This window comes from Parapedobacter flavus, assembly GCF_035818675.1.
GTDB classification, from domain to species: Bacteria; Bacteroidota; Bacteroidia; order Sphingobacteriales; family Sphingobacteriaceae; genus Parapedobacter; species Parapedobacter flavus.
In genome coordinates this window covers 501831-523803 of sequence record NZ_JAYKZZ010000001.1, presented here as the reverse complement: position 1 = coordinate 523803, position 21973 = coordinate 501831, and the positions used below count along the sequence as shown (strand labels likewise).

The 21973-nt window shown below is 51.7% G+C and carries 17 protein-coding genes; 5 read left to right on the top strand and 12 right to left on the bottom strand.

All coding sequences use genetic code 11. The annotated features are described in order from the left end of the window. Positions 1-249 precede the first annotated feature (249 nt). Positions 250-3309 (top strand): SusC/RagA family TonB-linked outer membrane protein, encoded by a 3060-nt coding sequence (locus U9S71_RS02160; RefSeq protein ID WP_326324891.1) that lies wholly within the window; start codon positions 250-252, stop codon positions 3307-3309. A 57-nt stretch (positions 3310-3366) separates the two neighbouring features. Continuing rightward, positions 3367-4953 carry a SusD/RagB family nutrient-binding outer membrane lipoprotein gene (locus tag U9S71_RS02155; RefSeq protein WP_326324889.1) on the top strand — a complete coding sequence of 529 codons (1587 nt, stop codon included), beginning with the start codon at positions 3367-3369 and terminating at the stop codon, positions 4951-4953. A 76-nt stretch (positions 4954-5029) separates the two neighbouring features. Here U9S71_RS02155 and U9S71_RS02150 read toward each other — a convergent pair whose 3' ends face one another. The 10 genes from U9S71_RS02150 to U9S71_RS02105 form a co-directional block, all read right to left on the bottom strand. Then, positions 5030-5914, bottom strand: coding sequence for a glycerophosphodiester phosphodiesterase family protein (locus U9S71_RS02150; protein WP_326324888.1), 885 nt, complete (start codon positions 5912-5914; stop codon positions 5030-5032). A gap of 4 nt (positions 5915-5918) precedes the next feature. Then, the gene (locus U9S71_RS02145) at positions 5919-6515 is read right to left on the bottom strand and encodes a histidine phosphatase family protein (RefSeq protein WP_326324887.1); all 597 of its coding nucleotides are present in this window, start codon (positions 6513-6515) and stop codon (positions 5919-5921) included. A 1-nt stretch (position 6516) separates the two neighbouring features. Further along, positions 6517-7947: an FGGY-family carbohydrate kinase gene (locus U9S71_RS02140; protein WP_326324886.1), complete on the bottom strand. Its 1431-nt coding sequence runs from the start codon at positions 7945-7947 to the stop codon at positions 6517-6519. Positions 7948-7949: 2 nt separating this feature from the next. Beyond that, positions 7950-9407, bottom strand: coding sequence for an FGGY-family carbohydrate kinase (locus U9S71_RS02135; RefSeq protein WP_326324884.1), 1458 nt, complete (start codon positions 9405-9407; stop codon positions 7950-7952). After that, complete coding sequence (locus U9S71_RS02130) at positions 9404-10321, bottom strand: glycerophosphodiester phosphodiesterase family protein (protein ID WP_326324883.1); 918 nt, start codon at positions 10319-10321, stop codon at positions 9404-9406. Before U9S71_RS02130 ends, U9S71_RS02135 begins: the two co-directional genes overlap by 4 nt. 10 nt (positions 10322-10331) lie before the next feature. Beyond that, positions 10332-11336 (bottom strand): 2-hydroxyacid dehydrogenase, encoded by a 1005-nt coding sequence (locus U9S71_RS02125; protein WP_326324881.1) that lies wholly within the window; start codon positions 11334-11336, stop codon positions 10332-10334. A gap of 39 nt (positions 11337-11375) precedes the next feature. Further along, positions 11376-12653, bottom strand: coding sequence for an MFS transporter (locus tag U9S71_RS02120; RefSeq protein WP_326324880.1), 1278 nt, complete (start codon positions 12651-12653; stop codon positions 11376-11378). Between the two features lie 84 nt (positions 12654-12737). Continuing rightward, entirely contained in the window at positions 12738-13667 is a 930-nt protein-coding gene (locus tag U9S71_RS02115) for an endonuclease/exonuclease/phosphatase family protein (protein ID WP_326324878.1), read from the bottom strand. A 10-nt stretch (positions 13668-13677) separates the two neighbouring features. Then, a complete protein-coding gene (locus U9S71_RS02110) occupies positions 13678-15069 on the bottom strand; it encodes an FAD-dependent oxidoreductase (RefSeq protein WP_326324877.1) in 1392 nt (463 codons plus the stop codon). A gap of 58 nt (positions 15070-15127) precedes the next feature. Next, positions 15128-16387, bottom strand: coding sequence for an MFS transporter (locus tag U9S71_RS02105; RefSeq protein ID WP_326324875.1), 1260 nt, complete (start codon positions 16385-16387; stop codon positions 15128-15130). A gap of 344 nt (positions 16388-16731) precedes the next feature. Here U9S71_RS02105 and U9S71_RS02100 point away from each other — a divergent pair, with 344 nt between their 5' ends. Continuing rightward, positions 16732-17499 carry a DeoR/GlpR family DNA-binding transcription regulator gene (locus tag U9S71_RS02100; RefSeq protein ID WP_326324873.1) on the top strand — a complete coding sequence of 256 codons (768 nt, stop codon included), beginning with the start codon at positions 16732-16734 and terminating at the stop codon, positions 17497-17499. 36 nt (positions 17500-17535) lie between these two features. On the opposite strand, the gene U9S71_RS02095 is transcribed toward U9S71_RS02100, so the two are convergent. Further along, positions 17536-17886 (bottom strand): hypothetical protein, encoded by a 351-nt coding sequence (locus tag U9S71_RS02095; RefSeq protein WP_326324872.1) that lies wholly within the window; start codon positions 17884-17886, stop codon positions 17536-17538. Between the two features lie 96 nt (positions 17887-17982). Here U9S71_RS02095 and U9S71_RS02090 point away from each other — a divergent pair, with 96 nt between their 5' ends. Continuing rightward, positions 17983-19140: a glycosyltransferase gene (locus U9S71_RS02090; protein ID WP_326324870.1), complete on the top strand. Its 1158-nt coding sequence runs from the start codon at positions 17983-17985 to the stop codon at positions 19138-19140. Continuing rightward, positions 19137-20570, top strand: coding sequence for an arylsulfatase (locus U9S71_RS02085; protein WP_326324869.1), 1434 nt, complete (start codon positions 19137-19139; stop codon positions 20568-20570). Before U9S71_RS02090 ends, U9S71_RS02085 begins: the two co-directional genes overlap by 4 nt. On the opposite strand, the gene U9S71_RS02080 is transcribed toward U9S71_RS02085, so the two are convergent. Further along, complete coding sequence (locus U9S71_RS02080) at positions 20560-21966, bottom strand: sulfatase family protein (protein ID WP_326324868.1); 1407 nt, start codon at positions 21964-21966, stop codon at positions 20560-20562. The two genes, U9S71_RS02085 and U9S71_RS02080, sit on opposite strands and share 11 nt — an antisense overlap. Positions 21967-21973: the final 7 nt, after the last annotated feature.

The window sequence follows — 21973 nt, the reverse complement described above, 5'->3', positions numbered from 1 at the left end:
GGCATGCCGGATGTTGCGCTTCGATTAAAAAAAATCAAAAAACAGCAAACTGTAACAATCTTATTGATATATTTACCGTTGACAAGCAAAGCAAACACACAACAATTACAATTGTAAAATAAGCCAGACGGGCTATTCTTCCAAGATACTAAACGATTTTTAAAATGCATCGCATCTCGCGACGCAACATATTATTGTATTTTTTTAATTATTGAGTATAAATCAGTTTAACACTTAAAATGATGCAGTATGCGTAAATTTCTGTTTATTCTAATCCAATTACTTTGGGTAGTACCCTCATTGATGGCGCAACAGCGCACCCTTGCCGGCCGCGTTTTGAAGGCAGCCGATAACACACCGGTTAGTGGAGCAACCATCCGAGTGGACGGGACATCGGCCAGCACCATGAGCAACGAAGACGGTCATTTTTCGCTGGAAGCACCGGCGGCGAATGTGACGTTGGTGGTGACCTCCATTGGTTATGAAACCGTAAGCATGCCCGTTGCCGCCAGCCAAAGCGGCGAAATCACCGTTCGTCTGCACGTCAGTAGTGACGAACTTGATGAGGTTGTGGTGACCGCCCTGGGGATTGAACGCAAAGCCAAAAGCCTCACGTATTCCACGCAGGTTGTGAAAGGCGAAGAGCTAACCAAGGTAAAGGATGTAAACCCGATTAATGCCCTTACGGGCAAGGTATCAGGGCTACAGATCAACCGGAGCTCATCGGGGATGGGCGGCTCGGTAAACATCATCCTACGGGGTTTCAAATCCAACCGGAACAACCAACCGCTGTATGTGGTGGATGGCTTGCCGATTACCAACACCGGTGGTTCCGGACCCACCGGCCCTTTCGGTGGGGGAACCGACAGGGGGGACATTTTAAGCACGTTGAACCCCGATGACATCGCGAGCATCAACGTGCTGAAAGGAGCTTCCGCCTCTGCATTGTATGGTAGCCAAGGTGCAAATGGCGCCATCATGATCACCACCAAAAAGGGAGCCGCCGGGCGGATGCGCATTGAATTGAATAGCGGAGTGACATTCGACCAAGCATTCTACCTTCCGGAATTGCAATATCGTTACGGACAAACAACTGCCGATAGCGAAGAAAGCTGGGGTGAACCGGGGACATTCTCCGACCCGGTTGACGGGTTTTTCAATACCGGCACTACTTACCTGAATACCGTCAGCTTGAGTGGCGGAACGGAGAAGATGCAAAATTATTTCTCCTACGGCAACACCACGAACAATGGCGTGCTGCCTACCAACACCTTCAAGCAACACAGTCTGACGTTCAGAAATGCCACCAACTTCTTTGAAGACCGGCTCAAGTTTGACGGGAGCCTGATGTATTCCAAACAGGATGTACACAACCGGCCGGCCTCAGGCCTCTACTTCGGCCCGCTCAGCGGTTTGTACATGTTTCCACGCGGACAGGATTTCGACCATTATAGAGAAAACTTCGAATACTTCTCCGATACCCGTAATTTATACCTCCAAAACTGGTGGAATATCAACTATGATGCAGGGATAAGCGGTACACACCACCAGCAGAACCCCTACTGGATTCTCAACCGGAACGCCACCGATCAACTCCGGAACAATGTGATCGGCCAGGCAAGTCTTTCCTTCAAGTTTACCGACTGGCTGAGCCTCGCTGCGAGGGGTACGCTTAACCAGCGTTGGGACCGGTTCCAGCGGAACGTCTTTGCCGGCACCCAAGGGGTATTGTCTGGTGAAACCATTGCAGGCGTATTGGACGACAATGGTCGTTACATGCGCGAGGCCAGCGAAAGCACGGACCTCTATGGCGATGTGCTTTTGAATGGTGATAGGCAACTCAGTGAAGACTTCGGGCTTACGTTCACGCTGGGGAGTTCCATTACCGATAGCCGCTCTAGCGGATGGGCACTTGACCAACGGCGCTTAGCCATTGCCAATATTTTCCTGCTCAGCAATATCTACCGCGAGTCGCCGATGAACAGCATGACGGAGCGTGCATCGCGCCGCCAAATACAATCGGTTTTCGGTTCCGCTAATATCGGTTTTCGAGAAAAGGTGTATGTGGATCTCACCGCTCGGAACGATTGGTCGTCTACCTTAGCGAATACGCCCAATATGGAGAAGGGATATTTCTATTGGTCGGCCGGGATTACCGGAATCCTGTCTGACATGATTGATTTACCAGATTTCATGACCTACAGCAAGGTACGGCTCACCTATGCCGAAGTGGGAAATGACGTGGCACCATTCTCTACCATCCCCACCAACAGCCTGAGCACCGGCACACTGACGGCCAACGTGTCGGGGCCTTATTTGGGCTTGCCACTCAGGCCCGAAATCAGCCGTAGTTTTGAAGTAGGATACGAAGGGCGATTCTGGAATGATCGCATCAATCTGGATATTGCCTTGTATAAAACCAATACCACCGACCAGTACTTCTCGTATGCTGGTCCGGTAGGCACCACCTATACCACCGTATTCCTAAATGCGGGCAACGTGGAAAACAAAGGGTTGGAAGTAGCTCTTGGCGCCGATATCCTAAAGTCGGAAAACTTCACTTGGAACACGGGACTGAACCTGACGATGAACAGGAATAAGATCCTGGAGCTTGCCGAGAATTTAGGGGAAACGTATGCGGTGGGTGGTAATTTCAATGTCATGCGACTAGGCGGCTCCTTCGGGGATTTCTGGGGGAAACAATTTTTAAGGGATGCCAACGGCACATTGATCGTTGACGCTGATGGGCGGCCCCAAGGCGGCACCACAGATGGCTACCTGGGAAATAACAACCCGAAAGCACTTATCGGATGGAACAACACCTTCAGTTATAACGATTGGTCATTGAGTTTGAGCGTGGATGGCCGTTTCGGAGGTCAGGTCATCAGCATCACGCAAGGCTACCTGAATTCGTTCGGGGCCAGTGAGGAAAGTGCCGCCGCACGCGACCGCGGAGGGGTGGACGTTCCGGCAGTGTTGGCAGACGGCACGCCGTTCAGCGGGCTGCTGCCGGCAGCGAGCTACTACGGAGCTATCGGCAACCGCGACGGGATTATTGAAGGCCAAGTGTACGATGCAACCAATATCCGGTTGCGCGAAGTCTCGCTATTCTATCGGCTGCCCATCAAATGGCAAGGCATACAATCTGCCAGTCTCGGACTCACCGGGCGCAACCTGTTCTTTTTCCGGAACGACGCCCCTTATGACCCAGAATTAAACACAACCACTGCCGTTGGCGGGCAGGGCTACGATATATTTGGTCTACCCACCACACGCAGTTACGGTTTGAACTTGAAGGTTTCATTTTAATTGAATATACCGATGAATTTCTTTTTAAATAGGCACAAGTCTTTCTTAAAAGCCGCAATGGCAATCGTCGTTATCGGTGGAATGACGGCATGTACCAGCAACTTCATGGAGTTGAATACCAACCCCGTTGGTGTAACCGATGAGCAGGCAAATGGCGACTATGCGTTAATCGCTTCATTCCTAGCACAGGCCCAGCGCGACATCATCCCGCAGGATGTTGGGGAATACCAGTTGGCAAATAACCTTTGTAGCGATGTATACGGCGGGTACTTTGGTGCCGAGGCACCTTTCGTAGGGAACGCGAACAACCTGACTTATAGCTTGGTTGAAGGCTGGTACCGGGCGATATGGAACGACCGCTACATCAAGGCTATGAACCCAATTTATCGTGTGGGCGAACTTACCCGCACCAATGAGTCGCTGCAAGACATCTTTGCGTTTTCCAAATTAATAAAAGTCGCGGCCATGCACCGGACGGCAGACAAAGTAGGGCCTATTATTTACGGCCGCTACAACCTACCCGAAAGCGACGGCAGCATTCGGTACGACGCATTAGATGCCGTTTACAACCAATTTTTCGCTGATCTGGACACGGTCTCTACCATCCTGAAAGGGCTGGTGGGCACCGACGCTTCGTCAGCCATGTTGAAAGCAGATCTGGCGTATTCGGCCAACAATTATGGTCGGTGGCTTAAGTTTGCCAATACCCTGCGCCTGAGGTTGGCGTTACGCATCAGCTACGCCGATCCGGCATTGGCGAAAACGGAAGGAGAAAAAGCGCTTGATCCAAGTGCAGGGGGGCTCCTGGAGGATAATACAGACAACTGTTTTATCGCACTGTCGGTAGACCATCCGCTGAATATCATTACATCGACCTGGAGCGACACGCGGCTAGGTGCTCCGTTCGAAGCGATTCTGAAGGGGTATGATGACCCCCGCCTGGCGCACCATTTCCTACCCGCTACAGACAATGCGGTTAGCGGACAACTCAAGGGTATCCGTGGAGGGATCAATATCGATGCAAAAAGCCGTTACGACGGGTACTCGAAACTGGCACCGCAGGATACCCGGATGCAGCTCATGGTTGCGGCTGAAAGCTGGTTTCTGCGTGCGGAGGCTGCGTTGCGTGGGTGGGCTAATGCCGGCGACGCGAAAACAAACTACGAGCGCGGTATAACCACTTCGTTTGCCATGTACAACCTACCTGGCGTGGCAGCATACATCGCCGACGGTTCGAGCGTGCCCGCCGAATATATCGACCCGAAAGCATTGAATGCAGGTGAGAATGACATTAAAGTCGGTTCCCCTCACCTAAGTACCATCACGATCAAATGGGAAGATGGCGCTTCCAATGATGAGAAACTGGAGCGCATCATCACACAAAAATGGATTGCTCTTTTCCCCGATGGCGACGAAGCATGGGCGGACTACCGGCGCACAGGGTACCCGATCTTGTTTCCCGTGGTTGTCAACTACAGTAATGGGGCTATCCCCACCGTACCGGGAATCCGGCGGATGCCGTACCCACAACGGGAATACAACAGCAATAGTGCGGGTGTAAATGAAGCGGTGAATTTGCTGGGCGGAACAGATAATGGCGGTACCCGACTTTGGTGGGACGTGGAAGACAAGCAACTGCCCTAAGCAATTAGGTCATCTCCTATGCCAGGCAACCCCCATGGAACCGAAACGGTGTTCCGTGGGGGTTTTTCATTAATTTTTAATTTTCCAGAGCGTTGCCCGCTTCAATCGGCAAATCTGACTCCAGGATAGAGGCTCCGTCGGCGAAAACAGCCCGGTATGCCTCTGCACGTTCCTCGCTAGTGGGCAATTTATCGTAGGTCGGTGCCGCAGAAATCATGCACATCACCCCCTCGGCATTCAGCAATTGGTACATTTGCTGGTTTTCGGGCTTCACATCCGGACCGATATAGGCAATCATCCGGTTGAAGGGAATATGTGCCGCGCGGTAGGCTTCGAAAACTTCCGGCGTCTTGATGTGTGCAGAAAGCATCTGGTTACTGTTCTGATCCAGGTAGAACCGAGCTTGCTCGGGCGAATGTACGGTAACCATCACAAACGAATATGCATCATGCTTCCTAATAATTTCTGCCGACAGTGCTATCGGCAGGTCTTTCTGGTCGAGATTCAATACCGTCTTCCCCCGGGCCCATTCTATTACGTCATCTAGGGTCGGTATGCCATAAGGGGTTACGTTGCCTTCGCGGTCTTTCAGCCGCAGTTCCTGCAACTCGGCCCATGTATAATCCGCCAACTTGCCGGTTCCGTTGGTGGTCCGGTCGAGGGTCGCATCATGCATTAATACCACCACGCTGTCTTTGGTAAGTCGCGGGTCGATTTCGAAAAAAGCGGGGGTATGGGCCAAGACAGCCTCCATCCCCTCAATGCTGTTTTCAGACAGCCCATGCTCTACGGTGCCACGGTGACCGCTGATGATCGTGCGGCCTTCTTTATAAGTGAAAAATTGGTGGAGTTCCGCTGGCGTTTTGAAATCCAAGCGATGGAGGTTACCGGACTCGTCCACACATGCACCTGCCGCGAAAACAAACAAGGTGGCAACGGATACTAGATAACGTAGTTTCATATCATCAATCATTTAATTTTAGTAAAGCGAACGGTTCATCACCGCCGAAGCGAATCAGAGTAATGGCAGAGTTTTCCTGCACAATGCGCCGGTAATTACGCAACGGCATACCCAGTTTGTGAGCGAGGTAAAGGCGGTTCACGCCGTTGTGGGCCACCACCACAATGGTTTGTCCGTCGTGGCGGCGTTGCATTTCCGCAAAAAAGTCATCCACACGCTGCACCACCTGTGCGGCCGTATCGCCGGTTCCGCCGGCAGGCGCCGTAGTGGGATCATCATTCCATGCTTCCCACAGCGCGGGGCTCTCCGCAACAAATTCGGCCCTCGTTTTCCCCTCCCAGGCACCGAAGTCGAGTTCAATGAGCCGGGCGTCGCGGGTCACCGGCAGTTGGCTACCGACGGCAATTTCGGCGGTCCGATAGGCGCGTTCCAAAGGCGAGGCATATACTGCATCGATTTTTATGCCCTGAAGGGCATTGGCCACACGCTGGGCCTGTGCAAGCCCATTTTCCGTCAGCTTGGCATCGGTACGCCCACAGTAGCGATTACCGTCGGCGTTGTACGTGGTTTCTCCGTGGCGGAGTAGATACACATGTAACATATCAGCAATATTTTCTCTTTTTCATTTCATCTACAAAACGACCATAAGCCAACTCATATCGGTCTACCATCGCCGCTTCCGGCAAAACCTCCCGCTCGATAGCCGTCATGGATTGTGCGGCATCTGCCATGGAATTGAACCGGGTTTTGGACGCTGCCCCGATGGCTGCGCCCACCGCGCCATTGGCATCCCGGCATTTGTATATCGGACATCCCAGTACGTTGGCCCTGATACGAAGCCACGTGTCGCTGTTGCTGCCGCCACCTGCGGTGTAAACTGCGGCAATGCGCTCGCCCGAGAGCTGGGTAATGAGTTCATAGGCCATTCGTTCGATGAACGCCACGCCCTCCATACCCGCTGCAAAGCCTTGTGCAAGTGACACCCCTGCGGGCATAAACCCTTTGGCATCCGGTGCAATGAAGGGAAACCGCTCACCGGTCTGTTTCAACGGCCAGGCGAGCAGCCCGGTGGGAATGAGACCTGCCGCTGCTTTATCCAATTGCTGCAAATCCGTACCGAAGTCGGTAGCCACCCAATCGGCTCCCGTATTACTAGCGCCGCCCGGCATCCAGTATCCATCGGGGTGACGGTGACTATATAATCGACCCTCTGGATCATGCACCGCCTCATTAGTCACTCCTTTGATGACCAGCGTGGTACCGATGGTCGTATTCCATTCGCCCGGTCGTACTGCGCCCGATGCTACCTGCGACGCACAGCCATCGGTCATGCCTGCCACCACCTGCGCTTGGGGCATTCCCCAACGCACGGCCAGTTCCTCGTGCAAATGACCAATGGGCGTTCCGGAAGGAACCACTTCTTGGAGCCACTCGCGCTGCAACGGTAGCTCGGCCGTGAGGTATTCGGGCCATCGGAACGCCGCCACATCATAGCCCGACTTCAGCGCGTTGGTATAATCGGTTACGTCAAACCGACCGCACAGCATGCCGGTGATGTAGTCCGATGCATGGATCCATTTATGAATTTCCGCTGCCTTTTCGGGATACGTTTCGACAAACCAAACCATTTTGGACAGCCCGCTTGATGCGTTGAATCCGGTATAACCAGCGGGCACGTGGCGCTCGGCCAGGGCTTTGACGCGGCGCCCAACCTCCGCTGAACGCGGATCGCTGTACATGATGGCCGAATGCAGCGGACGGTTCGCGCGGTCAAGCGGAATGACGGTACCCGACGTAGAGTCTACGCCAACGGCAACCACCTGGTAGGCATCACCGTGTGCCCGCCCCACATGCAGTTCATCCATCACCTCAAGTGTGCTGTGCCACCAGTCGGCCGGCGACTGCTCCATGCGCGAATCGGAGGTAAGGGTAAACTTGCGCGAGGCTTCCCCCAGCACTTCCCCTGTTTCCGTGACCAGCGACGCACGCACACCTTGCGTACCCACGTCGATGCCGATAAAACACTGCTGCATTTCTAGCTGATTTGGCTAAATGTATGCCGTGCACGCTTCCATTCGGCATACAGCTCCATGAACCGGTCGCGGTCTTGCGGTATTACTTCATCCTGCAATTCGGGCACGGCACCCTGCTGGCCGGTTGCCTCGGCGCAGATGAACGCACCACCCAACACGGAGGACTGTCTGTAGGTATTGCATATCCGGATTTTTTTATTGGTGAGATTGGCGATGAACTGGCGGAGCTTCCGGCTCTGCACACCACCACCGCACGCCCAGATGTAATCGCGGTTGTGTGCGGACACATTGTCCAGCACCTTATAATTTTCATAAATACTGCATGCGATGTCCCACAGGATGGCAAACACGAAACCGCCACGGGTTAGTTGGTGCGATACGGGTGCATTGAAGATAAAGCCGCCTTTGGTAAGGGGCGTATCTTCGTCGGCCACCAATGAGCCCAAAGAAGCTACGCATTGCGAATATGACGTTTCATCAAGTTCCTGCTCAATGACTTCATAGTCTTCATTGGGATAGAAAATTTCCTTGAGACGCTGGTAGTTCAACCCGGTTACTCCGGCATTGGCTTCTAGCATGAAACTACCCGTATCGATATGACGGCCGGTCCAGGTACGCTGCTGTCCATCGGTAACGTACCGATCAACGATCTTGATAATGGGCGTCGTCGTACCCGATACGATAACAACATCATCGCGGTCGGGCTTCGTGCTGTGCACCGCCAACTGCGTATCGGCGCCCCCTACCACGACCACAGCACCGGCAGCGATATCCAGTTCCTCGGCCACATCGGCCCGAATGGTAGCCAGCACATCACCCGACGACTTCAACGGAGGCAAGAGGGACGTCGGCAGGCCAAAAACATCACAAAGTTCCGAAGACCAGTCTTTCGCATTTATATCATACAATAGGGTCTCCGATGCTTGGGAGTGTTCGTAGCCCAATACGCCCGAAAACTGAAACTGCACCCAATCGCTGATGCTGGTAAATGTGGCAACCCCACTCCAGAGCGCTGTTTTACGTTCGCGCAGTCCCACCAGCTTCAGCGCCGAAAACAATGCGGTCGGATATCTGCCGGTCAAGGCATACATGCGGTTCTTGTCTTTTACCAACGCTTCCCATTCCCGCCCACGGTTGTCGTGGTTAGACATGCCGATGACGGGCTGCCCTTCCTTATCCAGCACCACCACCCCTTCACGTTGACTTGTCGCAGTAATTGCCTCGATCTGCACCGGACCGGCTTCAGCAAGCGTCTGTGCAGCAAGTCGCTTAATCTGTTTCCACAGCTGTGTCGGATCAAAATAAATGGAATCCGGATAATCTGCATCTTTTATATACGTTACGTTTTCGCGATGCAACGCCTGTATCCCGCCGGTTGTGCCGACAACAGCGGTACGTACGTTCCCAGTGCCGACATCGACAACTAAATAGGCTTTTTTTGATGGTGTCATATTGTTCATCTTCCGTTATTATGGATTTGTCCTTTCGCGGCTAAGGACGTTATCGGGAAATCGGAGATTACCCGATGCACGCCCATCGCCGAAAGTCTCTTGATTTCGTTATAGTCGTTGCAATTACCGATGATGAGCTCGGTACCTATCGCCTTGCACGCAGCCACCAGTGCAGCATCGATGTAAGCCGAGTTAATGGAGTAAAAGTCGGGCGTGAAACCGAGCCACTCCAAGTTGCTTTCCAATGTGGTTTTGGACTTGGCCAGAAAAGCCAGTTCGATGTCCGGGAACTTTCGGCGCAGCACTTGTAGTGTCCGCGGGTCAAAAGACTGCACGATGATCCGATCGCGGATACCTTTGGCCTCCACAACCTGCATCATCAGGTCTACAAACTCTTCAGGACCTGGGTGGTTCATTCCGTCATTTTTCGGATTCAGTTTTGTTTCGATGAAGTAACGCGGTACCGGCAACCCCTGTTCGGCGGCATACGTCTCTACCGAGTCGACCAACTCGCCCAGCAGTGGGATGTAGGCCGGGTATCTTTCCTGCTCGGGGAAATCAGGATTTGGCTTCATACCGATGTCGAACATACGGATATCGGCGTAATCCATTTGGTAGAGCACATGCTTCTCACCTCTCGCAATAGGAGTTCCGTCTGACTTCCTGACGATTTTTCGGTTCATCACCGCGTCATGGGTTACCATTACCTTTTTATCCCTGCTGATGGCTAGGTCAAACTCCAAGACCGCTCCATGGTACAGCGTTTTCTTCATCCCTTGAATCGTACTTTCGGGATGCAGGCCTCTAAACCCCCGGTGCGCAAAGACTTCCATCGAGGGCTGCCCAGTGGCCACTTGGCCGTACCCTAAGCAGCATACGGCAACGAGTAGCAGATTCCGCAACAGACGATTGGTTGATTTCATGCTCATCCTTTCACTTTAAATTCGCTGTTAAGCCCTCCCTATTAACGAACTGTTTGATGTCCTTTTTATCCTGTTTAAAAAAATCCCTCAACACGCCATTCATGATATCCACGTGATGATCTTCCACTTCGTGCGTTGCTCCTGCAATATGCGGAGTGGCCAACACATTGGGGTGTCTAATGAGGCGATAGTCCTTTTCATCGGGCGGTTCGTTGTAAAACACGTCCAATATTGCCCCACGAATCCGCCCATTCTCGATGACTTCCAACAACGCATCGCGATCGACCACCACGGCACGCGCGGTATTAACAAATATTGCATCTGCTTTCATCAACGCCAAGAGTTCAGCATCGATCATGCCCCGCGTCTCGGCCGTAACCGGCAGGTGTATCGCCACGACATCACTGGTACGGAAAAGTTCTTCCAGCGACTGCTTTTTATATAAGGGATCTTCAGCGGTATAGAACGGGTCGAAATACGTAATCTCGCAGGGAAATGTCTTCAGTATCTGAGCAATGGTTTGGCCCACCGCACCGAATCCGACCATCCCCACTTGTTTGTCCGCCAGTTCATTGCCTTTGAATTGCAGGTATGCCGTGTGTGCCCCGTCGCCCCATTGCCCCCCTTCGAGCCATTCGATGCCCTGCCGTGTCTTCCGTAAAAAGGAAATGATGTTGGCAATAAAAAGCTCTGCCACTGCTTGGGCGTTGCGTGCAGGCGTGTTAAACACGGGTATCCCATGCTGGGTCGCCGTATCCACTGCTACGTTGGACGGGGTACCGCGGCAAACACCGATGAATGCTAATGCTGGGCAGGCTTCGATAACCGCCGCTGTTACCTCATCGTGTTCCGTTATCAAGGCGTCCGCTTGCGACGCACGTAGTAAATCGATGAGTTCCTCGGGTCGGTACCCTTGCCCGTGGGCCTTCCAGGGCTTGTAAACAATATCTCCAAATAGCTGCACCAACTCCGCCCTACCTTTTTCGTGGTAAGGCGCTGTGACCAATATCTTCATAAAAAATCTTAATATATATTATCGTCTGCGTACTCTTCTTCACTTATTTTCGACGGTAGCTATGTTGCTTTCCAAATCATCCGCCGTAGGTTCGGGTAAGGTGATGAATTTGGTGAGCAAAGCGCTGAGGAAATATAAACCAGCCAACACCCAAATCACTCCTTCATCACCGATAATGCCAATCAATAACCCTACGATGGCAGGACCGACAAAAACCGGCAGGCCGGCGCCGAGGTTTAAGATAGCCATCGCCGCGCCCTTGTCTTTTTTGACCAATGAGGGCACGAGTGCCGAAAGCGGTACATAACCTGCTAGCAGCCCGCCCCAAAGCACACCGCAAAACATCACTGCCCAGTAATCGCCACCAAACCATACGGGCGAGTAGAAAAATAGTAGGGTCGTGAGACCGCACCCCACCCCGCCAAACCACATGATGGTATTCTGCCAACCCATCCGATCGCCTACGAACCCAAAGATGAGGTTGAATGCGATATTGCTTGTGAAAATGGTGCCCCATATCTGCAACCATTCCACCGTACTGAACCCATGGGTCGCCATGTAGATGGGCAGGAACACCGGAAAAGCGAATTGAGCAGTTGTATTGATAACACGCACCAACCCACCGATGAGCACTTTAGGCTCCTCCCTAACAATGGTTAGGCCTTTGAGCAATTCCTTCGCTTTCGAACCCGCATCGCCAACCGGCACAAACTTATCTTTGTTCATCACCAATGCGAAAAATGCACCTACCAGCACCCAGAAGATCGAACTCCACAGCGTATTGTGATAACCCAACGCGTCGATAGCCCAACTGGAATAATAGGCGCCGAATACATTGAGCCCACCGGTAAACACAAACCAAAACCAGCCCACCGCGCGGCCTAATTTACTTTGCGGCGTACGGTAAGTGACCCACACTAGAAACGAGTAAGCAAACAGCGGGTATGCGAACCCTCGAATGGCATAGGTAATCAACATCACCGGATAATCCAGGTTCTGCATGCCTAGACCAACGAATCCGATGGTACCGATGATGTATAGCAGCAACCCAAGGAGCATGGCTTTTCGTGGTCCGTACCCCTCGGCCAATACGCCCGAAAACCACGATGAAATGGCGATGGTAATTCCATATACGGTGAACAATAAAGCAGATTGCTGCATGGAAAGCCCGTGTTCAATTAAATAAGGGCTTAGCCATCCCTGCTCCACACCATCGCCCATCATGAAGATGATAATGCCGAGATAACCCCAAGCGAGCGGCTTAGGCAAGCCGGATTTCGAAAAGAAATCGGGCTTTTCAGTTGTGGTGGTAGTCATAAAAGCTAGAACTGATTAGTGATAATTTCATAAAAAACTGGCTAAATATAACCAATTACAACAATTTATAAAGAATAATAAATATTATTTAAGTTTCACATCGGCCGAGACAAAATAGTGATCGCTGGGGTATTGACCACCCACATGGTCCCGTATGATTTCAGCATCCACTGCATGTACATGTCCTTTTGCGAAGATGAAGTCGATTTTCTTTCCTTTAGCCTTCTTTTCATATCGATCACCCTTGAACAAGTGTACCGTATAGCCCGGTTCAGTGTCCCCGTGTATGTGCGTATAACTATCGCGCCAGCCCTGTTCTAAGACCAACCGATAAACTTGGTTTGCCATACTCGCGTTGAAATCGCCGGTTAAGAGTTGTGGGAAATCGGCCGTGTACTGCGCTGCTTCTGCCAACACCAATTTCACCTGTTCCTCCCGTGCCTCCTGGCTTTTATGGTCGAGGTGCAGATTAATCACACGAAACTCTTTATTCGTTTCCCGCTCTTTCAAACGGACATAATTCGCATGCCTTGCTCTGGCCGAACCCCATGAAATGCTGCCACCTCGCAACGGTGTTTCAGACAACCAATAGGTGCCTGCTCCGACCAGCTCGTACCTGTCTTTTGAAAACAGGATTGGGTTTTTGGCAACGCCATGGTAGCCTGTGAGATGGGCATCCATCTCCGGCCCATCGAAACCGACCCCTGCGAAACCAGGGAACGCCGCCATCAAATCTTCCATCTGTCCTTTCAGCACCTCCTGCAAACAGATAACATCGGGTTGCTGTTCAGCGATTATCTTGATGCAGATTCCTTTACGGTCCTGCCATCCAAATCCTTTTTCAGCATCGGCGGGTAAGTCCACACGGATGTTACAGGTAAGCACACGGTGTGCCGACCGGAACCGCTGATTCGGCCGGCTTGGGAGCGTGGCCCGGTCGTTGCTCACCAATGGAAATATCGCCAGCGATGAGGCCGCACGGATAAAATCTTTTCTATTCAATTTACAACTCATGTTCCATCTGTTATACATTAACCGAGGCTTCGGGGTAAGGACGTAAGAAAGCGCCGCTATCTCTTAATTCACGCTGCAATTTTCCAACATCAATATCGCTCGGCGTTACGCCTGCCCTAACGGCCTCTTTTGCCGCCCTTCCGGCCGCCTCTCCCATAGCCATGCAAGGTGCCATCACCCGTATGGCCGACATGGCTTCGTGCGTCGTTGAAATCGCCCGGCCCGCTACCAACAGGTTTTTCACCGTCTTCGGAACGAGCGACCGATACGGTATATCATAGCAATCGCCACACCAAGTCAATGTGCAACCGCCGCCTTCCGGGTGGTGGATATCCAGCGGATAGCTAGCCACGGCGATGGCATCCTCAAAATGCGCACACCCCAGGACATCCTCCTGCGTCATGATATATTGGCCGATGATCCGACGGGTTTCGCGGATGCCCAAAAAGGGGGCCGTCTTCAAGAAATAGGCGTCCTTGAATCCCGGCACATAGCGGATAAGGTACTGTTTGATGCCCTCCACCTGTTTCCTTCCTTCTATTTCGCCATAGGTCAAACTACCCGGATCAGTGCCATTGACGCCATTCACGCGACTCATATTGACCCAAATTTCCCCTTTGCGCAGTCCGGTGATCAGAATCGTCCGTTCCACGGGCAAGGTTAATCCGTCGTCGGCGGCCTGCTTGATCAGACTCCGCAAACCAACCACGATAAACTGGTTGTTCTGACCAAAATATTCGGCCGGAATGAAATCAGTGAGATAGGTACGCGGTTCCTCGGCGATACTCAATCGCAGCTTTTCGGTGTCTACCCCGCCCAGGCAGAACATCAATGTGGGCGGCTGCACCCCGCCCTGCTCATTGCCATATTCACAGGGCACGCCCGCGTGGTAGGCTACGTCCGCATCACCACTGCAATCAATCACCACCTTGGCAAGTATAACCTCACGCCCCGCCTTGCTTTCAATGATGGCTCCTTTCAGTTCCTCCCCCTCCATGACCACGCCGGCAAAAAATGTATAGAATAATACGTCTACATTGCTGTCGACCAGTAACTGGAGGCCGGCGGTTTTCACCGCCTCGGGTTCGACCAGGGTGAGGCTCATATGCAGCGGGCACGGACGGTGTTCGCTCGCAGCATCCATCGTTTTTAGCCGATCGATAAACCGTTGCGGCAAACCCTTGATGATCTGGTTGCCTTTTTGACCAAGAAACCCTAATATGGGTAGTCCTATCGTCATGTTTCCTCCTACAAAACTCCTGCTTTCGATAAGCGTAACAGACAGACCGTCTTCGGCAGCAGCCTGTGCTGCGATAAGCCCCGAAGGACCGCCACCGACCACCAGCACATCCACTTCCTTTCTTACCGGCAGTTCTTTTGATGCTTCTTTTATCGTTTTCATCTGTTTATTTTTTTATTCATCGATTCATTATTTGTCTCTCAAGGTATCGATGAGATTACTACGCTAAGTTTTCAGTTGCTTTTAATCGTTGTTTCGGCTTTTCCGGTCGTACGACCAACCACAAAATCATGGCGGCAATGGGGTGCAAAAATGCCATCACCAGAAAAATCTTGTCGGCCCCCACCGTGCCAATAAACTGCCCGACAAAATAATTGAAAAGAACGGCGCCAAGCGCACCACATCCGCCTGCGATACCCAATACACTCGCTACATTTTTCATTGGAAACGCCTCTGCAACAACCACACTTACGGTAAACAGCCAGCTGATGCATACAGCCGCCACCACGCTAAACAACACCAATGTACCGCCAGCGCTGGGGATATAAGGTGTTAGGGCGCACAGCGGACCAAAAACAGCGGCTGCGGTAAGCATCACCTTACGGGCCCGGAGGGGCTGCATTCCCTTCCGCACCAAACGATCGGACCACGCCGAGGTACCAATGCCACCGATATCGGCGGCCAAAAAAGGTATCCAGCCAAACATACCGACCTGGGCAAGCGTCAGCCCCGACTCCTCCTGTAGGTATCCGGGGAGCCAAAACAGGCAGAAGTACCATACGGGGTCGCTGATAAACCGAATCATCAATATACCCCAAAGGCTTTTTGTTTTCCATAACTGTCCCCACGTAAAAGCTGCTTCGTTATCCGCCGTGTCTTGACCCGCTTCGGCAGCAATATGCTTGGGCGGATCACGATAAATGAGCCACCACAGCGCAGCGATAAACAGGCCGAAGGCACCACAGACCCAGAAAACCGTTTGCCAATTGTAAGTTATCGCCAACCAAGCAACCAGTGGTGGTGCAATGATGGCCCCTATTGAGCTACCCGCTACACAAAGGCTATTCGCCGTAGCACGCAGTTTTCCCGGGAACCAAACGGTAACCACCTTGAGCTGCGAAGGGAAATTGGTCGGTTCTGCCATACCCAGCATGCCACGAAAAAAGGAAAATTGACCCACTGTACGGGAAATGCCACCCCCTATGCAGGCTACAGACCATGCAATAATCCCATAAAGCATCACCTTTCCGGCACCGAACCGATCAACCAACCACCCGGTCACCGGGTACATGGCAGCATAACAAAGCGTAAAGATATTGACGATGAAAGCGTAACCATCGTCGCCCAAACTAAACACATCTTTCAGTGTAGGCTTGAGAATCGACACGATCTGACGGTCTACGTAATTGAAAACGATGGCGAGGAAAATAACGGCTACGATTAACCACCTACGCCGCTCGGGCGGAATCATTGCGCTCATTCAAAAATAAATTGAAACGTGGGATAATCTTGTATTTCGTAGGCAAACAATACCATATCAACCGTAATATCTCAGTAAAATAGCGAATCTTGTACCTTGTCACTCGATGCAACCGTTACATAAACGTAGTTATTCAAGGTTTACAACTGTCCAAATTTAATAAATTTAAATGTTTAAAAACAAAATAAAATAAAAAATAACAGACCTATGCAATTTCATTAACATTTATTAATTGCAAAACCTGGGAAATAGCAGACATATGGGCACATCATTTCCATATATCCATAAAATCAGTTAACATTGCAGAAAGAGAACGTTCGCTTTTGAATTAAAGATAAGTTAACATGAAGAACATCACTAAACGGCACCAGTTTATTTTGGAACGGCTCAAAGACAAAGGGCAAATCACAATTCCGGAGTTGATTGATCAAACAAAGGTGTCTGGCGTTACCATTCGGAAAGATCTCAAATTCTTGGAAGACAAGGGGCTTATCTTCATCACGCGCGGCGGCGCATCGTTGACCAACCCCTATACGATAGACCGCCCTATTATCGAAAAAGAGACCATCAATGCCGCGCAAAAGAAAAAAATCGCGCGTGCAGCCTTGAAACTTATCGGGCAAAACGACGCGGTCATTATCGGGTCTGGGACAACGGCTTTCGAATTAGCACGCCAATTACACCCGGCCATCCCGCTCACCGTTATTACGCCTGCCATTAAGATTACGATGGAACTTTGCGATCGCCCGAACGTTGAGGTGTTGCAATTAGGCGGCATCATCCGTACCAACTCATCATCGGTAGCCGGTTCCTACGCCGAGTACATGCTCGATCGGGTATCCTGCGGGGTTTTGTTCATTGGTGTGGATGGCATCGACCTGGGCTTTGGGTTTTCCATCAGCAACCTTACCGAAGCCAACATCAATCAACGAATGATCAATGCATCGCAGGTAGTGGTGGTACTGGCAGACAGCTCTAAATTCGGCAAACGTGGTATCGGCAAAATATGCGAGCTCGACCATGTCCAGTATGTTATAACAGACGACGGCATCCCCGAAACGATGGTGAAGGAGCTTGAGGAACAAGGGTTGAAGGTGATCATTGCCAAATAAAATACGCGGGAACACACTTGTTGGCCCCGTTCGGGCTCATTCTTTACGCCGTACCAAGAACACTTCATCGTCATCCAGCAACAGGTACCCGTATTCGTAGCAGAACCGATATTGCGTACCCTCGGCTGTCTCATTCATATCGGTAATGTAATTGAAATTAAACCCCTCATTCATCAATATCTGCCATTTCACCTTTCGGTCGCCAGTCGGACTAAGTGTCGCTAAGATTTTCCTATTCCGCTTGAGGATGTTGTTTACCTTACGGAGGTAGCCGCTTTCGCCGCTATTGCGTCGGTTATTAAAATTGGCGCGGCAAGCATCGTCACAAAATTTCTTGTCTGCGCGGCCTATAATTGGCTCACCGCAGTCCATGCATTTTCTTTCCATAGGTGAGGGTTCTGTTTGACAACCACATGATGGTGCCCTAAAGATAGGATTTTTTTTGTAAATACATTTCGTAGCTTTGCTGTTCAAACCGCATTCATGCGCATACTTGTGATCCATAATTTTTATCAGCACCCAGGTGGCGAAGATGTGGTCTTCGAGCAGGAGAAGGCGTTGCTCGGAACAACGGAAGACGTTTTTTCGCTCACCTTTGCCAACCAGAAGGGCTGGAGAGGCGTATGGCAGACCCTCTGGCTGCCATGGAACATATGGGCTGGACAGCGTGTGAAACAGGCCATCCAACACCATCGGCCGGATGTCGTCCATATTCACAATCTGCATTATGCCAGTGGCCCGATCGCCATTCGTGTTGCGAAACGGATGGGGGTGCCGGTGGTGATGACGCTCCACAATTACCGATTGCTATGCCCTTCGGCAACACTATTTCACCAAGGCGAAGTGTTCACGGCGAGCATCCATGCAAATTTCCCATGGAAAGCGGTCAGAAAAGGGGTGCATAGCCAATCGGTTATAAAAACAGGCTGGCTCGCCTTTACCAACTGGATCCACAGAAGAGTAGGCACCTGGCGCATGGTAGACCGGTACATTACGTTGACGGATTTTGCTAAACAACTGTTTGTTGCCTCTTCACTTGGTTTATCAATGGAAAAATTTGTAACCAAGCCTAATTTTGTCGAAGACGGCCCGGAAACCACCGTACCGCGGGGTCGTCATTTCCTGTTCGTCGGCCGTCTTACCCAAGAAAAGGGTGTACATATTCTGCTGGAAGCTTTTGCTGGCACAGATTATCCGTTACGGATTGCGGGCGATGGTCCGCTGAGAGACCATGTCATGGAAATCGCCCAGACGTCGCCGAACATCACCTATCTCGGTAGCCTCGAACGTGCTGCCATCCATCAGCAACTCGCTGCGTGTTCCGCGCTACTCTTCCCATCCATTTGGTATGAAGGGTTGCCCATGACATTGATCGAAGCGCTAGCTGCGGGCACACCTGTCATTGCTAGCGACCTCGGCGCTATGCAAAGCCTGGTAAATGACGGGCAAAACGGCTGGCGGTTTACTCCAAACGATGCCAGGGCTTTACGCAAAAAGGCCAGCGAGTGGATAAACACCGACAAAATCTACAAGGAACGGGTGGGGAGCGGGGCCCGGGGAACCTACCTGCAGCACTATACAGCGACACAAAATAAAAAACAATTATTAACCTGTTATCACGCAATTAAAGAGATCCCATGATGATGACCACACCCTTCAAACTACTTTTATTCGTTCTGTTACCGTTCACCCTACATGCCCAGGAACGGCCGAACATCGTATTTATCCTGGCCGACGACCTTGGCTACGGCGACCTCGGCGTATATGGGCAGCAGTACATCCGCACGCCCCATATCGACCGACTGGCAACCGAAGGTATGCGCTTCACCCAATTCTACGCTGGCACGACGGTATGTGCGCCATCGCGTTCCGCACTTCTTACCGGCCAGCATACCGGGCACACCTATATCCGTGGCAACAAGGAAATACAGCCAGAAGGACAGGAACCATTGGCCGATTCCGTGCGGACATTCGCCCAATTACTGCAACAGGCCGGCTACGTTACGGGTGCCTTCGGCAAATGGGGGCTCGGTATGGTGGGCACCAGCGGCGACCCTAATATGAAAGGCTTCGACGAATTCTTCGGATACAACTGCCAACGGCAGTCGCATCGCTACTACCCCACCCACCTTTGGCACAATCGCGAAAAAGTGATACTAGAAGGCAATGATTTATCGCGGAAAGCACATTACGCCCCAGCTCTTATCCAAGAAAAAACGCTGGTTTTCATTGAGGCTCATAAAGATACGCCGTTCTTCCTGTTCATTCCCACGGTGCTGCCGCATGCCGAATTGCAGGGGCCGGACGACGAATACTATAGGCAATACGAACATGCTTTCGAGGAGACACCACATCAAGGCAATGGCTACGGCCCCGACGCCACGGTGGCCGGCTATGCCTCGGTGGCCAAGCCACGAGCCACATTCGCTGCTATGGTGAGCCGCATGGACGCGTACGTGGGGCAGGTGATGGCCAAACTGGAAGAACTGGGGCTGGCCGATAACACCCTCGTACTGTTTAGCAGCGACAATGGTGCCCATAAAGAAGGGGGTGCTGATCCGGCCTTCTTCAACAGTTCGGGTGGCCTACGCGGCGTAAAGCGCGACCTCTATGAAGGGGGTATCCGCACACCTTTCATTGCACGCTGGCCAAACCACATCGCTGCCGGAAGCGTATCGGAACATATCGGTGCTTTCTGGGACGTCATGCCCACTATGGTGGACCTCATCAACGCACCAAGCCCCCATTATACCGATGGCATTTCGTTTTTGCCGACGCTCCTTGGTCAACGTCGACAGCAGCAACACGCCTACCTCTATTGGGAATTTCATGGTGGTGGTGGCCGACAGGCCGTCCGCATGGGTAAATGGAAAGCGGTAAAACTGAACGTTAAGAAAAACCCTGATGCAACCGTAGAACTATACAATCTACAGATAGACCCGGCGGAAACAAACGACATAGCCGCCGAGCACCCCGGAGTGGCGGCACAACTGGCCCAGGTGATGGACGAGGCTCATCAGGAGAGTGCGGTATTCCCGTTATTTCCCGACCGGAAGCAAACTACTGACTAGCTTGCTCCTTCAAATCGACAAAGGCACGCCGAAACGACGCAATTGAATCTGCGTAAGTGTTATTTGCCATCTGGTTTTGAATCTCCCAGCGATCTGCCGTTAGATCGAAAAACTCCTCATAGTGATGCTCGGGGTATCGTATGTATTTGTAGTCTACCGAAACGACAGCTTCGGATGCCGGTATCTGGGGTGAGCCGTAAAAACGATGCTCATAATAAAACCGTTTGCGTGTGGATGTGCCATGGTTAATGGATTTGGTAAGGTCCACTCCCTGCATACCTATTGGAATGCCGTCGTTGCTGATGCCTGCCAGCGAAAGGATTGTCGGTGCGATATCGACATTCAGCGCAATTTGCTCCAAGGCTCGACCCGGGTCCACCGCTGATTTCCGTGGATCATAGATGATCAATGGCACGCGGATAGACTCTTCGTGAGCAAACCATTTGCCCTCAAGCCCGTGCTCGCCCAGGTAAAAGCCATTGTCGCCCATGAAGATGATCACCGTATTCTCATCGAGCCCATGGTCGCGCAATTGAACCATCAACTTCCCCACTTCTGCATCCACGCCCGAAATCAAGCGGTAATAGTCTTTCACCGATTCTTGGTAGGTCTCAGGGTTTGAAAAGAATGTCTCCCACCGATATCGCGCGATACTTTCAGGTGCCCTAAAAAAAGCGGGCAGACTATCCCAGTATTGCGGCTTCGCCGATTCGGGCACCGGCACCGATGTGTCGTCGTACCAATCGGCAAACTCCTCCTGCACAACGTACTTAGGTGGCCGTCCATCCAATTCATGGGGTGCTTTAAAACTCACCGAAAGGCAAAAAGGTTGCGTGGCCGTGTCTTGCGAGATCAGGAATTTGGCGATATCGCGGCCGATGCTATCGGTATGGTGTACTGGAGCACCGTGCGTATCTTGGTAAATATAAGGTGGTTGCCCTTTTTCGGTACACGACCAAAAATCAAATCGGTTTGCAGGCGGATGTTTGCCCACACCGAATTTCCCGATAAACCCCACGCGGTATCCGTTTTGCTTCAATACCATCGGATAGGTTTGCTCAAACGCGTCGGTCGAAAAATCCGTACTGAAATCGTCGATGCCATGTTTAGCCATATACTGCCCCGAGAGGATGCTTGCGCGGCTTACTGCACAGATCGACGTGGTAGTGTATGCATTACGGAATAAATATCCGCCTCGGGCCAGTTCATCGAGATGAGGCGTTCGGATAACGGGATTCCCCATGCTTCCCAACGCGTCCCAGCGGTGGTCATCGGTCAGGAGGAAAATAATGTTGGGCCGCCTATCTGCATCATCACTACGATGGTCAGCACAACCGCCCCCACTTAGCACGACCCATGCAAGCAACAGGGATTTCAATAGATTCGTCGCGTTCATTTATAAT